Origin of the sequence: Domibacillus sp. PGB-M46, from assembly GCF_022668875.1 — a bacterium.
Lineage (GTDB): Bacteria > Bacillota > Bacilli > Bacillales > Domibacillaceae > Domibacillus.
In genome coordinates this window covers 75,179-89,551 of the sequence record NZ_JAKGCR010000007.1, presented here as the reverse complement: position 1 = coordinate 89,551, position 14,373 = coordinate 75,179, and the positions used below count along the sequence as shown (strand labels likewise).

General features: G+C 46.0%; 12 protein-coding genes. 11 read left to right on the top strand and 1 reads right to left on the bottom strand.

What is annotated here, in order from left to right; translation table 11 throughout:
- The first annotated feature begins 171 nt into the window (after nt 1-171).
- The 5 genes from L2D08_RS11125 to L2D08_RS11105 all read left to right on the top strand — a co-directional run bounded on the left by L2D08_RS11125 (nt 172) and on the right by L2D08_RS11105 (nt 6,023).
- On the top strand, nt 172-1,497 hold the full coding sequence (locus tag L2D08_RS11125; protein WP_242233846.1) for an aminotransferase family protein: 1,326 nt from the start codon (nt 172-174) through the stop codon (nt 1,495-1,497).
- The gene (locus tag L2D08_RS11120; protein WP_242233845.1) at nt 1,494-2,888 is read left to right on the top strand and encodes an NAD-dependent succinate-semialdehyde dehydrogenase; all 1,395 of its coding nucleotides are present in this window, start codon (nt 1,494-1,496) and stop codon (nt 2,886-2,888) included. Before L2D08_RS11125 ends, L2D08_RS11120 begins: the two co-directional genes overlap by 4 nt.
- A gap of 20 nt (nt 2,889-2,908) precedes the next feature.
- Nucleotides 2,909-4,303 (top strand): amino acid permease, encoded by a 1,395-nt coding sequence (locus L2D08_RS11115; RefSeq protein WP_242233844.1) that lies wholly within the window; start codon nt 2,909-2,911, stop codon nt 4,301-4,303.
- A gap of 64 nt (nt 4,304-4,367) precedes the next feature.
- Nucleotides 4,368-4,625, top strand: a complete 258-nt coding sequence (locus tag L2D08_RS11110; RefSeq protein ID WP_242233843.1) for a YciI family protein — start codon at nt 4,368-4,370, stop codon at nt 4,623-4,625.
- A gap of 297 nt (nt 4,626-4,922) precedes the next feature.
- Nucleotides 4,923-6,023 (top strand): GGDEF domain-containing protein, encoded by a 1,101-nt coding sequence (locus L2D08_RS11105; protein ID WP_242233842.1) that lies wholly within the window; start codon nt 4,923-4,925, stop codon nt 6,021-6,023.
- A 1-nt stretch (nt 6,024) separates the two neighbouring features.
- Here L2D08_RS11105 and L2D08_RS11100 read toward each other — a convergent pair whose 3' ends face one another.
- The gene (locus tag L2D08_RS11100) at nt 6,025-7,449 is read right to left on the bottom strand and encodes a PstS family phosphate ABC transporter substrate-binding protein (protein ID WP_242233841.1); all 1,425 of its coding nucleotides are present in this window, start codon (nt 7,447-7,449) and stop codon (nt 6,025-6,027) included.
- Nucleotides 7,450-7,643: 194 nt separating this feature from the next.
- On the opposite strand from L2D08_RS11100, the gene L2D08_RS11095 reads away from it, so the two are divergent.
- From L2D08_RS11095 to accC, 6 genes are all read left to right on the top strand, one after another.
- Nucleotides 7,644-8,867, top strand: a complete 1,224-nt coding sequence (locus L2D08_RS11095) for an MFS transporter (RefSeq protein WP_242233840.1) — start codon at nt 7,644-7,646, stop codon at nt 8,865-8,867.
- Nucleotides 8,868-9,009: 142 nt separating this feature from the next.
- Nucleotides 9,010-10,635, top strand: a complete 1,626-nt coding sequence (locus L2D08_RS11090) for a family 14 glycosylhydrolase (RefSeq protein ID WP_242233839.1) — start codon at nt 9,010-9,012, stop codon at nt 10,633-10,635.
- A gap of 171 nt (nt 10,636-10,806) precedes the next feature.
- Nucleotides 10,807-11,511, top strand: a complete 705-nt coding sequence (pxpB, locus tag L2D08_RS11085) for a 5-oxoprolinase subunit PxpB (RefSeq protein WP_242233992.1) — start codon at nt 10,807-10,809, stop codon at nt 11,509-11,511.
- A complete protein-coding gene (locus L2D08_RS11080; RefSeq protein ID WP_242233838.1) occupies nt 11,508-12,512 on the top strand; it encodes a 5-oxoprolinase subunit C family protein in 1,005 nt (334 codons plus the stop codon). Before pxpB ends, L2D08_RS11080 begins: the two co-directional genes overlap by 4 nt.
- 19 nt (nt 12,513-12,531) lie before the next feature.
- Nucleotides 12,532-12,993, top strand: a complete 462-nt coding sequence (accB, locus tag L2D08_RS11075; RefSeq protein ID WP_242233837.1) for an acetyl-CoA carboxylase biotin carboxyl carrier protein — start codon at nt 12,532-12,534, stop codon at nt 12,991-12,993.
- 13 nt (nt 12,994-13,006) lie between these two features.
- The gene (gene accC / locus L2D08_RS11070) at nt 13,007-14,371 is read left to right on the top strand and encodes an acetyl-CoA carboxylase biotin carboxylase subunit (RefSeq protein ID WP_242233836.1); all 1,365 of its coding nucleotides are present in this window, start codon (nt 13,007-13,009) and stop codon (nt 14,369-14,371) included.
- The last annotated feature ends 2 nt before the right edge of the window (nt 14,372-14,373 follow it).

Here is a 14,373-nt window from a genome sequence, read left to right as displayed (position 1 = left end):
AATAATAAAATTTTATCATCTAACATTGTAAGCGATTCCATTAAGAGGAATTTTTATTGATTTAAAAGAGTCTAAAGGAAGTTTGTTATAAAATCTGACAATAGTAATTTCAAAATGTAGATTTTTTGAAATAATAAATTTAAGCAATTTAAACAAGGAAGGAAGATCACCATGATTCAAGAAAAAGCAAAGTTACAGGAACTATTAGAATTAGATAAAAAGCACTTTTTTCACCCTACCTCCGCTGTGAAATCACAGCAGGAAAGCGGGCCCGCTTTTATTTTCACAGAAGGAAAAGGCGTTTATTTGCATGATGAAAGCGGCAGAAAAGTAATCGATGGAATGTCTTCGCTTTGGAATGTAAATGTCGGCCATGGGCGAAGGGAACTAGGGGAAGCAGCGTTAGAACAAATGTCAAAGCTTGCATTCAGTTCGTCTTTCGCATCCTTTAGCAATGAGCCGGCTATCCGTCTGGCGGCCAAAATCGCGGAGCTTGCACCCGGTGATTTAAATGCGGTGTTTTTCACTTCGGGCGGATCAGAAGCCAATGATACAGCTTATAAACTCGCACGTCACTACTGGTTGTTAAAAGGGCAGCCCGATCGCCAGAAAATTATCTCCAGAACAAAAGCGTACCATGGCGTCAATATTGGGGCGACCAGCGCAACCGGCTTAAAGCCATTCCGTGATTTTACGAATTCACTCGCGCCGGACTTTCATTATGCAGATCACATGTCCACAGAAGAGCTGCGCCGCGTTATTGAAGAAGAAGGGCCGGAAACAGTGGCTGCATTTGTGGCTGAGCCGGTTCAGGGGGCAGGCGGCGTTCATATTGCGCCGGACGGATATTTCAAAGAGGTTCGCCGCATTTGTGATGAATATGGCATTTTGTTTATCACAGATGAAGTCATTACCGGCTTCGGCCGCACGGGTACATTTTTCGGTATTGAACACGATGAAGTTGTCCCGGACATGATGTGTTTTGCAAAAGGGGTTACAAGCGGATATGCACCGCTTGGCGGTGTCGTGTTTTCTGAGTCGCTTTATAAAGAACTGGGTGATCTTTCTACAGGGACGCTTCTGCATGGATACACATACAGCGGACATCCAATGGCCTGTGCTGTTGCTTTAAAAAACATTGAAATCATTGAGCAGGAAGGGCTTGTTGCGAACGCAGAAAGAATGGGAGCGGAGCTGCTCAAAGGATTTGAGGCGATCAAAGCAGAGCGTTCTATTGTGCGCAGCGTACGGGCGCGCGGATTAATGGGTGCGGTCGAACTGGCCACGCCGGCTGGCAGCGAGCCGCTTGCGCCAACAGTGGTGGCCGAGGCAGCAAAGCACGGATTGATTTGCCGGTCCGTCACATTTGATGGGCAGGACACGCTTGTGTTTGCACCGCCGCTGATCATTAACGAAACAGAAATCAAGGAACTGATTGTAAGCTTAAATACAGCTTTGCAGGAAGTAGAAAAGGCAATGGGGAGTGAGGGGGAATGATGAACGCAGCAGCTGTTGACATCATCGAAGTGATCAACCCGGCAACCGGCCAGATCGTGGGCCGGCTGCCAAAACAAGGACAAAAGGAAGCGAAGCAGGCAGCAGACGCTGCACACAATGCTTTTTCGGAATGGTCGGGGCGGACAGCGGAAGAGCGCAGTGTTCTTTTGATGAACTGGCACCGCCTGATCAGCCAGTCAGAGAAGGAACTCGCAAAGCTGATGACAAAGGAGCAGGGAAAACCGCTGAAAGAAGCCCTCGGAGAAATCCGGTATGCGAACAGCTATATTTCCTGGTATGCGGAAGAAGGGAAACGCCTGTATGGACAGACCATTCCGGCTTCAGACCGAAACAAGCGGATTATCGTTCAAAAGCAGCCAGTCGGCGTAGTTGCAGCGATTACGCCATGGAATTTTCCTGCCGCGATGATTACCCGTAAAGTGGCACCGGCACTTGCGGCCGGATGCACGGTCGTTGTAAAGCCTTCTGAATTCACGCCTCTGACTGCCTTCAAGCTGGCCGAACTGGCTTATGAAGCAGGCATTCCCCGTGATGTGCTTGCTGTTGTAGCGGGCGATCCAGCAGAAATCGGTGATACATGGATGAAAGACGGCCGTATCCGCAAGCTGTCTTTTACGGGTTCGACGGGTATTGGCAAGCTATTGATGAAAAAAGCGGCAGATACGATGAAAAAGCTGTCACTAGAGCTTGGCGGCCACGCTCCCTTTATCGTGATGCCGGATGCGGATCTCGATCAGGCGGTTGAAGGACTTATTGCCTCGAAATACCGCAATGCAGGACAGACGTGCATTTGTACAAACCGTGTATTTGTTCATGAGTCATGCGCCGGGGCGTTTACAGGAAAACTCGCTGAGGCCGTTTCAAAGCTGAAAGTAGGAAATGGGCTCGATGCTGGTACCGATATCGGTCCTGTTATTAATCAAGCTGCTCTCGAAAAAGTAAAGGCTCATGTAGAAGATGCTGTTTTAAAGGGGGCTCTTCTTCTTTCCGGCGGCCGTGAGCACGGGGGACAGGGTACTTTCTTTGAACCGACAGTGATTGCCGGTGCAACAGATGATATGCTGTGCATGAAGGAAGAAACATTTGGCCCGCTTGCTCCTGTTGCCACGTTTCAAACGATGGATGAAGTGATTCGCCGGGCGAACAATACGCCATACGGGTTAGCCGCTTATCTGTACACGAAAAACCTGTCCGATGCGATTCGGATCAGTGAAGGGCTGGAGTATGGAATCGTCGGAATCAATGATGGACTGCCATCTGTGAGCCAAGCACCATTCGGCGGCTGGAAACAAAGCGGACTTGGCCGTGAAGGCGGGCATTATGGGCTCGATGAATACGTGGAGGTAAAGTACATTTCTATGCACCTTTGAAAAACAGAGGAGGGGAAAGAATGAAAGAGCAGCAGTTAACCAATCAATTAAAAACCAGGCATATTTCCATGATTTCCATCGGGGGCATTATCGGAGCCGGCTTGTTTGTCGGGAGCGGTTCCGTGATTAATGCGACCGGGCCGGGGGCGATTGTGTCCTATGCGGTTGCCGGCCTTCTCGTTATTTTTCTAATGAGAATGCTTGGGGAAATGGCAACGGCAAATCCGGACAGCGGCTCGTTTTCCACCTACGCCCGCCAGGCAATTGGCCCGTGGGCAGGGTATACGGTCGGCTGGCTCTACTGGTTTTTCTGGCTGATTGTCATTGCGATTGAAGCAACAGCAGGCGGAGCCATTATGAATCAATGGGTGCCTGCCGTGCCGATTTGGGTCTGGAGCTTAATTCTGACGTTCCTTCTAACGTTAACAAATATTTTTTCAGTAAAGTCGTTTGGTGAATTTGAGTACTGGTTTGCCATGATTAAAGTAGCAGCGATTGTTGTATTTATGCTTGTTGGTCTCGCTATTTTATTTCAATGGATTCCGGGAACCAATTCACCAGGCTTATCTAACTTAACAGGAAACGGCGGCTTTATGCCAAATGGATTCAGCTCGGTTTTTGTTGGAGTCGTAACGGTTATTTTTTCTTATTTTGGAGCGGAGATTGCGGCTATTGCGGCAAGTGAATCGAAGGATCCTGTTAAGTCTACAACGATGGCGATCAACAGTGTCGTATGGCGTATTTTAATTTTTTACGTGGGCTCTGTATCCATTTTAGTCATGCTCCTGCCGTGGAATTCAGCGGAGCTGTTAACAAGCCCGTATGTGACCATGCTGAAGATGGCGGGGATTCCCGGCGGCGCTCAAATTATGAACGCAGTCGTGCTTGTGGCGGTCCTGTCATGCTTGAATTCGGCGCTTTATACCAATTCCAGAATGCTGTATTCGTTGGCGAAAAAAGGAGATGCGCCAAAAATGCTGCTCAAGCTGAATAAGCATGGCGTACCGGCTCGTTCGGTCTGGCTCAGCACCGTTCTTGCTTATGTATGTGCTGTTTTCAGCTTTGTGTCTCCGGATAAATTGTTTCTTTTCCTTGTGAATGCATCGGGGGCCATTGCTTTACTTGTGTACTTGGCTATTGCGGTGTCCCATTTGCGGCTGAGAAAAAAAGCAGAGCATGAACATATTCAGCTTGAAATGAAAATGTGGCTTTTTCCGTATATCACGTATGCGGTGATTGCCGGCATTGGGATCATTTTAATATCTATGATTTTTATTGATTCTATGAAGTCTCAGCTTTTATTGACTCTGCTTATTACCGGCGGGCTGATCCTTTCTTTCTTTTTCAAGAAAAAAAGACCGGTCGAGGGGCAGGAGAGCTATAAAACAGCAGAGCAAAAAATCTTAAACTCGTAACCGTTATCTTTCCTTTTTTTCTGCTATACTGACAGAGTATTCAGAATCGAATGGAGGAATAAACGTGGGGTATTATGCAGCGTTGTTGCACATGATCGATCCAGAGAAAAACAAGGAAGTACGGCCGCTTCACCTGGAGTATCTGGCGGAGCTTGAAAAAGAAAACAAAGTGTTTGGGAAAGGGCCTTTTGCTGACGGATCCGGCGGAATGGTTGTGTATGTAGCCGATACATATGAAGAAGCACTTCAGCTGGCTGAAAATGATCCGGCTGTTACGCACAAGGTACGCCGTCTTGAGTTAAAAGAGTGGCTGAAAAATTAAAAGAGAGAGACACCTGGCACATTCCAGGTGTCTTTTTTGTGTTTAATAGTGCTAAATAACTGAAAAGGGGGTATAAGGTAGAGGAATGTGCAGAAAAGGGACTAATATATCGATTCGAAAGAATTAGATTTGAAGGGTTAAATGACACTTTGTATGGGATAAGACCTGCTTGTAATAAGAAAAGCAAATGTAAAGGGCGGCTGGCTAAAAAGGAAAATACGCCTCACCCGGGAGCAGCACTTTAAACCGTTTGTAAAGCACATAAAGAAATGACACAAAGAGAGATGGGGAAACGGTATGATGAACATCAAAGAATTTGTCATGAATGCATCCGTATTGATGGCTATTATTACGATGGGCGGCTTGGTATATAAACAATTTTTAGTTAACGCCGGACCGAGGCTGAAAAACAGCCTGCTGACAGCCATGCTGGTGTTTTCAGGATGGGCTTCTATGTTTTTTGGCATCCATCTGAATGACCATGTTATTTTTGATCTTCGCTTTGTGCCTATTATTATTGCCGTGTTGTTTATGCGGAAAAAAGAATGTATTTTATTGGCCGGACTGGGAATTGGCCTGGCCCGTTTGTCTTTTGGTGTAAATGAAGCAGCCCTCTCAGGCTTTTGGGCGGCAGTGGCTGTTTCAGCAGCAGGCGTTATTTTACGTACTGCTTTTTCAAACTGGGACCCGCTCAAGCAAGTGATTTGGACGGTTTTAGCTTTAAACAGTGTAAATGTGTTGTTTATTGCTTTTTTAGGTGTAATTCCTGCCCGGACCTATTTAGTTGAAATAACACCGGTTGCTCTGCCGGCAGGCATCCTGCTCAGCTTTTTAATCGTCTGGATGATCCACGACCTGCGCCGTGAATTTCTGTCCAAACAGCATTTGCTTGAATCAGCCAGGAGAGATCCATTAACGAAGCTGTATAACCGCGGGGCATTTATGGCTTACTTTCAGCAGTTTTCAACTGGAAAGCGTGGAAAAAAGCCGTTTGTTTTAGTTTTCATTGATATTGATCATTTTAAGCAGGTAAATGATACATACGGACACATTGTCGGCGACTGCGTGCTAAAGGCAGTGAGCGGGAGGCTGCTGAATAATGTGCGCAGCGTGGATATTGTAGCCCGGTACGGAGGCGAAGAGTTTGTTATCATTCTGCCGGACTGTACGAAAAAAAATGCGCTGGCGGCCATTGAACGAATTCGTGAAACGGTTGCCAGCCAACCGGTCTCCGTGAATAATGTCCAAGTGCCCGTTACGTTTTCGGCAGGACTGGCTACATCGGATGAGTTTATCCCTGAACAGCTGCTTAAAGAAGCGGATCATGCGCTTTATAAAGCAAAGCAGGCTGGCCGCAACCGGATTGTCTGTGCCGAGCCGGCGGCGGCCTGCTCTTAACTTATTGATTTAGCCTCACATAACCGGTTTCCTCAACCAGTTGCTGCCCTTGTTCGCCTTGCATCCACTGAAGAAAAGGCGCCAGGGAAGGCTTTTTATTTTCTTTTAGCGTAATGGCGTAAAGAGTGGCGGTAAAAGGGTAGCTTCCATCTGCTATATTTTGTGGAATCGGTGCTACACCGTCAATGGACAAAAAGCGGAGCTGCTCATAGCTTTGCATGCCGGAAGCGAAAAAACGAAAAGAAAAGCCAATCGCTCCTTTGTAATTGCGGTAGTCAGCGACTTCTTCTAAAATACCGCCCATCCCTTCCGGCACTTCTTCTTTTACAGGAGTCATGATTGTTTTGCCCGCCATGATTTTCTGCAGCCACGTCTGGCTTCCTGAATTTTCAGGGCGTTGAAAAGCAAGAATATGCTGGCTGTTTCCGCCTGCCTCTTTCCAGTTTCTCGTTTCGCCGCTGTAAATGGATTGAATTTGTTTAGTTGAAAGGTTTTGAACCGGGTTGTGCTGATTAACAAAAAATACAAACGCCTCTTTGCCGATCGGAGTCATCACTAACTCGACCCCGGCGTCCTTGGCCATTTTGAGCTGAGCTTTAGACGGTTCAGCACCAAAATAAATATCTGTCTCCCCTCGAATCAGCCGTTCATAGGCATGGATTGTATTGGTAAACGTAATAAAATCGCTGTTTTGATTTGCATTTTTATAAACGGCCTGTGCAAAAGCGGAGTAAACAGGAAACGCCGCTTCAGCACCATCAAGTACAAGCATATTTTGCCGCTTATCGATCCAAAACAAAGATTTTTCATTCAGTTTGGGAAGAATGTTGTCTGGATTGGTCACGTTATAAGGAGTTAAATCTGTACTCGAGTTGCCTCCTTCATAATCAAATCCATGAGAAGGGAGGACCGTTTTAGCCCGCTCCCATGTGATAAATAAGCCTGTTCCGGCAAAAAGGACTATCGCTGCTGCTGTCAGAATCATTTTTCTCACAGCTTGAATGTTCAGCTTTCGATTTCTGGCCAAAAAGCCGATTAAAAAAGCGAGTTCATACAGTGCAGGAATCATAATAAATAAATAGCCAATTCCATAAAGCGAAGAGAAAAAGTACGCAGGCCCGAACGGAAGATGCAGCAGAGCAAACAAGGACCATGCGTCTGCTCCGTAAAAGCCTTTGCTTACAATCATACACGCCGCCCATAATCCAAGTGTGTAAAGAAGCGGATAAAGAAATATATCCAGCGGCCTGACAATTGCTTTACTGCCTGCCCACATGCCGGCAGCAAAACCGCCAATTGCAAAGACGACAGCAAAAACCACTGTTAACTGCTCAAAAATCAGAAGTCCTCCGGCAGCAAGCAAAGCAAGCAGAAATGGAACCAATCCATAATTAAAAAAGTAAAAAACTCCTTTGTTTGTATTCATCCATGCACATCCCTTCTGTCATATTACACTCCATACATTTTCACTTTTTATAAATATATGTTTTGTTTAGTGTAATAATACACTATTTGTATTTTAGTGGTAACAGAGGCGTTAAGCAAGACAAATTGTAGAAAAACAGGAAATTGGAATATTTGCTATAATGAAAAAAGTTTGTAGAAAGAAGGGTGGTTACGATGAATACATATACAAAAGCTGCTTCCGGCCTGTATGTAAACTATTTTTTGCTTGGTATGGTCAATATTATTCTATCATCCAATATGGCCTCATTATCCGAGCAATGGGATACAGACAAGGCTGGGATCAGTTACATTATCAGTGCAATCGGGATCGGGAAGCTGCTTACTTACGCATTATCCGGCCATCTTTCGGACCGGTTTGGGCGGAAGCCGCTTGTGATTTTTTCGGCGCTTGCGATGGGGATTTTTCTTGTGGGCATTCCACTGTCGCCCGTTTATGAAGTAGCTTTTATGTTTGCGCTTTTAGCAGGAGTCGCAAACTCAGCAATGGATTCAGGCTCGTATCCTGGCCTGGTTGAAATTTTTCCGCGTTCGAGCGGCTCTGCCAATGTAATGGTCAAGGCATTTATCTCTCTCGGGGCGGCGCTGCTGCCATTTATGATTTTGTTTTTTGCCAATCAGGGCGCATCGTACAGTTATGCTTTTTTTGTGCCGGCGGCTATTTTCTTTGTAAACATGCTGTTTCTCATGACGGTTACATTTCCGGATCACCGGGCCATTGTGGCCAGCCAGGCAGCTGAAAACGCCGGCCAGTCGAAGTTTTTATCAGAACCGAGATTTTCACGTGAAGGGATTGCGCTTGTGATCATCGGGTTTACATCGACCGGATTGTTTACAGTCGCGCAAATCTGGCTGCCAAGCTACGGGGAGGAAGTGCTTGGAATGGCCGCAGACAGTGCAGTAAAATTGTTGAGCTACTACAGTATCGGAGCGCTTATTTCCGTTCTCTCTTTATCTATATTGTTGAAAAAAATGGTTCGTCCGGTCACTGTGATTGTCATTTACCCAATTATGACATTTATCGCGATCACAACGATTTTAATGGTGAAAGTTCCGGCCGTCGCCGTGGTAACAGCTTTTTTTATCGGCTTTTCAACAGCTGGTATTTTCCAGCTTGCGATTACGGTCATAACAGAGCTGTTTTGGCAGAAAAAAGGTACGGTTACAGGAATTGTTGCGACAGCAGGAGGGCTGGCAGCCATTGTGATGCCCCTATTGACTGGACTTTTATCCGAAACCGGCAACATCGCGATTATTTTTATTTTTGATGCTTTTTTAGCCGTGATCGGCTTTGTAGCCGCGGCGTTTGTTTACTATCGGTACGGAAAAATCGTCAGAAAGCCAAAAGATGCAGATATAGAGCGGAGAGTGCTCTCTTAATCTAGCTATAAAGATTCATTTTTAAAAACAGGATTGACTGAATAGAAGTTCATTTACTATACTTTCTTTGAAAAGAAGGAATGAGCTTCTTTTTTTGCTTTAAATTGCAAACGTTTGCACAAAACGAAGGAGGTCGTGTTAAGTGAGGAAAGTATGGTACGGATGGCTGCTGTTCAGTTTACTGTTTGTATCTGCGGTTGGGGGTGTACAGCCGGCTCAGGCGGATGTACAGAAAGAGTACAAGCTTTATGTGATGGCACCGCTAACGGAAATTACCGACTGGGAAGCATTTGAAAAAAAGCTTAAAACGATGAAGGAAAACGGTGTTTACGCGCTCACTACAGACATCTGGTGGGGAATGGTAGAAGGTAAAGGAGATAATCAATTCGACTGGTCTTATTATGAGAAATACGCACAGGCTGTCCAGGCGTCTGGATTAAAATGGGTGCCGATTATGTCCACCCATCAGTGCGGCGGCAATGTCGGAGATGATTGTAATTATCCTATTCCATCCTGGCTGTGGAAAAAAGACAGTGTTGAAAATATGGCCTTCAAAAGTGAAAGCGGTTACTTTAATAAAGAAGCACTGGCTCCCTGGTGGGAAGGGACAGCTAAGCAGTATGAGGAATTTTACCGTGCTTTTGCGAGGCAGTTTGCTGATGAGGAAGACTTGATTGTCAAGATTTACTTGAGCGGCGGACCAGCCGGTGAACTTCGGTATCCGTCTTATCAATTTGCGGACGGATGGGAATGGCCTGAGCGAGGGCAGCTGCAGGCTTATACAGAAGGAGCAAAAAAAGACTATCAAGATTATTTGAAAACGAAATACAAAAATGTGAAAAAGCTCAACGCAGCGTGGGGCACAGCGTACAAGAGCTGGGCTGAAATCGAGCCTCCAGCAAATGGAGATGCATTTTTTACGAGCGGTGATGCTTACAAGCCGGGGTACGGTCAGGAGTTTATGAGCTGGTATCAGGGTGCGTTAGAAAAACATATGAAGAACATCTCAAAAGCCGCCCATAAACAGTTTGACCGTACATTTGATGTGCCGATCGGGATTAAAATTTCAGGTGTACACTGGAAAATGAATGACCCGGAAATGCCGCATGCAGCGGAATACAGCACAGGCTACTATGAGTATGGCAGGCTGCTGGATCATGTGGAAAAAGCAGATCTTGCCCTTACCTTCACCTGCTTGGAAATGGATGACAACAATGCGCAAACCGCCCCTTATTACAGCGCACCCAAAACGCTTGTAACCCAAATCGCCACACTCGCGAATGAGCGGGGCATTTCGCTGAATGGCGAAAACGCACTGGCACTGATTAATAATGAGTGGGGCTTTAACAACGCAGCAGAAATGGTATTTAACTATGGATTTGATGGTTTTACACTACTCCGCATGAATTATTTATTTGATGAAGCAGGCAATCCGACTCATGAATTTCGTATGATGAAGGATAAGCTGGCGTTAGTGCAAATGCCCGTCACATTTACGGTTTCAAATGTCCCGAAAGAAGCAAAGCGTGTGTATGTAGTTGGAGACCGTGGGGAAATGGGCCGCTGGAATCCGGAGCAGTATAAATATGAGCTGACTAAAAATACGGATGGCAGCTGGAGCGGTTCCGTAAATCTTGCAGCAGACCGTTCATACTCATTTAAGTTTTGGTATGAAAATGCAGAAGGTGAGCGCATTTGGCAAAGCGGTGAAAACAATCACTACACAACTCCTTCAGCCGGGAAAGCGTTTTTTAACGGCGAATGGTAATACTAAAAGCGACCAGGAAAGATTCTGGTCGCTTTTTATTTTTCTTGCATTTCATTTTTCTGATAATTATAATGATTCTATATTCCGAAAATAAGAATTACTGTTCCGATATTTGGAACGAAGGTGGTGAGATTGATTCAAACGATAAAAAATAACCTGGAAGAAATCCAAATGAAAGCATTAGGGGAGTCGGCGATAACTGTTCAATTTGGAGCCGAAATCAGCCCGTCTATCAATAAAAAAGTGAAAGCGCTAGCATCAAAGCTTCAGCATGAATCATTCTCCGGATTTATTGAATGTACACCTGCTTTTGCCAGTGTAACGGTTTTTTATGACCCCTTTATCGTTAAACAGGCATATGGGGAAAAAGCAAAAACGTCCTTTCAAATTGTTCATGCGATCTTAGAACGGATGTTAGAGGTACTTGTTGAAGAGGAAGAAAGCAAGCCGCGGATTGTAGAAATTCCCGTTTGCTATGGCAATGATTTTGGACCGGACCTTGATTTTGTAGCAGCTCATAACAACCTTTCAGTTGACGAAGTGATTCATTTGCATGCATCGGCCGAGTATCCCGTTTACATGATCGGATTCGCGCCGGGCTTTCCTTACCTGGGCGGCCTTTCTGAAAAAATACATGCCCCGCGCCGGCCGTCACCGCGCACGTCTATCCCGGCCGGCAGTGTTGGAATAGCAGGCAGCCAAACAGGCGTATATCCGATTTCTACACCGGGCGGATGGCAGTTGATCGGACGGACACCGATGGCTCTTTTCCGTCCGGACCGTGATCAGCCAAGTGTTCTGTCGGCGGGTGACATCGTGAAATTCATACCGATCACCAAGGAAGAATATGACCAGTATCAGGAGAGATGGCAATGAGTGTACAAATCATCCGCCCGGGACTCTTGGCAACGATTCAAGATTTAGGGCGATACGGATTTCAACAGTACGGAGTTGTGGTTGGCGGCGCAATGGATTCGCTTTCGCTTCGTCTCGCAAACGTATTAGTCGGAAATGAAGAGGGAGAAGCAGCCATTGAAGTAACGATGATGGGTACATCTCTTCAGTTTAACGAAGACACATTGATTTCCATTACGGGCGGAGACTTAAACCCGGTCATCGATGGAAATCCCGTTCCTTTATGGAGACCCATTTTTGTACAAAAGAATACGGTTCTTTCGTTCACCGGCTGTAAAGTGGGATGCCGCGCGTACGTTGCTGTGGCAGGCGGCTTTTCCATTCCAAATGTGATGAACAGCAAAAGCACCTATATACGCGGGGAAATTGGCGGCTTTAAAGGGCGCGCTCTCCAGGAAGGTGATTTGATTCCGCTGGGAGAGGAAAACAGCTTTTCCCGTAAAATAAAAAAGGTCCTTCAAAGCAAGCTGGAACAAAGGTCATTTGCGTCAGTTGACTGGTATGTGCCGTTTGAACGTTATGTCAATAAAAGTGTGGTCCGTGTCTTAAAAGGAACCGAATTTGAGAAGTTTTCGGAATCTGCCCAAAAGCAGTTTTTCGAACAGGAATTTCAAATTACCCCGCAGTCGGACCGGATGGGATACCGTCTTTCAGGTGCTTCTCTCGGGCTAAAACAGCCGTTTGAATTATTGTCTGAAGCGGTAGCCAATGGAACGATTCAAGTGCCGAGTGATGGCAACCCAATTGTACTGCTTGCAGACCGTCAGACAACCGGCGGCTACCCGAGAATTGGACAAATTGCAGCGGCCGATTTACCGGTCATCGCTCAAATGAAGCCGGGAGACTGCGTCCGCTTTCAAGAAATTTCGCTTTATGAAGCAGAACAGCTTTACATGGAACGCGAAAAGGAAATCAAACAAATTCGTACCGCTCTTTTGTTAAAGAAATGGTCATTTGAATGAATGTATAAGGAGACAGCCCATGATTAAAATGAGTGACTTTCAGGAAATGGTGAATATTATTGACCGGTCGAGTGTCAATATCTTCACGTTTGAATATGAAGGAATGAAGATAAAGCTTGAAAAACAGCCTATCCTCCAAGATAAGGTACAAAAGGAAGAAGTCGGTGTATCAGTATCCGATCCGCTGCTATCAAATGAACAAACAGATAAAGCAGCGAAGGATGAAGCTGTATCGAAGGAAGAAGTCATTACTTCTCCAATGGTGGGCACCTTTTACACGCGTGCTAACGAAGGCGAAGAACGGCTCGTTCAAGTGGGGGACACTGTCCAGAAAGGACAAGTTGTCTGCATTGTAGAAGCGATGAAGCTGTTTAATGAAGTTCAGGCGGATGTAGATGGTGAAATTGTTGAATTGCTGGTGGGAGATGGAGAAGTGGTGGAGTATGGGCAGCCGCTTTTTAAGCTGAAGAAGCGATCGTAAAAGGAGCATACACATGTTTAAAAAAGTATTGATTGCAAACAGAGGAGAAATTGCGGTACGTATTATTCGCGCCTGCAAAGAGATGGGCATCCAGACGGTTGCCATTTTTTCTGAAGCGGATCGCGAATCACTGCATGTAAAGCTTGCGGACGAAGCACTTTGTATCGGGAAAACGCCCGCTAAAGATAGTTACTTGAATATGCATAATATCATGAGTGCTGCTGCGGTAACGCAGGCGGATGCGATTCATCCAGGGTACGGGTTTTTGGCCGAAAATGCAGATTTTGCGGAAATGTGCCGTGCATGCAATGTCGTGTTCATTGGACCCGAGCCGGAAGCAATTCGCAAAATGGGCGAAAAAGCGGTGGCGCGCTCAACGATGAAAGAAGCAGGAGTGCCAACGGTGCCAGGAACAGAAGGCATCATCCAAAGTCAGGATGAAGCCTTGAAAGTGGCAAAAGAAATTGGCTATCCGGTTATTGTCAAAGCAACAGCGGGAGGCGGCGGAAAAGGGATGCGCCTGGCGGAAACAGAGCAGGACCTGCAGCAGGCGATTCATCAGGCGCAGTCTGAAGCGGAAAAAGCCTTTGGCAATGCTGCTGTTTACCTTGAAAAATATATCGAGGAACCGCGCCATATTGAAATTCAAGTGCTGGCAGACCGCTTCGGACAGGTGATTCACCTGGGCGAACGGGACTGTTCCATTCAAAGAAGGCATCAAAAGCTGGTAGAAGAAGCACCCTCGCCAGCGCTAAGTGAACAGCTTCGCCGCCAAATGGGTGAAGCAGCAGTAAAAGCAGCTCAAGCGGTTCAATATCACAGTGCGGGAACCATTGAATTTTTGCTTGATAAGCATGGCCAGTTTTATTTTATGGAAATGAACACCCGCATTCAGGTCGAACATCCTGTAACGGAACTTGTGACTACAATAGATATTATTAAAGAACAAATAAAGATTGCAGCCGGCCTGCCGCTTTCGTATAAACAAGAAGATATCCGGATAACGGGCTGGGCTATTGAATGCCGGATCAATGCGGAAAGCCCCGAACATGACTTTCGGCCGTCTCCGGGACGCGTAGCGGAATATCTTCCGCCAGGCGGTTTTGGGGTAAGGGTGGACAGTGCCGTTTATACCGGGTATGCTATCCCTCCTTTTTATGATTCAATGGCTGCAAAAGTGATTGTGTGGGGAGAAACAAGGGACGAAGCGCTGCAAAAAATGAAACGGTCATTAAATGAAATGGTCATCACAGGAATTGAAACGACAATTCCCTTTCATTTAAGGCTTCTTGATCAGGAACAGTTCCAAAAAGGAACGTTCACAACACGTTTTTTAGAAGAGGTTCAGCTTTTTCCAGAGAAGCAAAAGGGGGTGTAAAA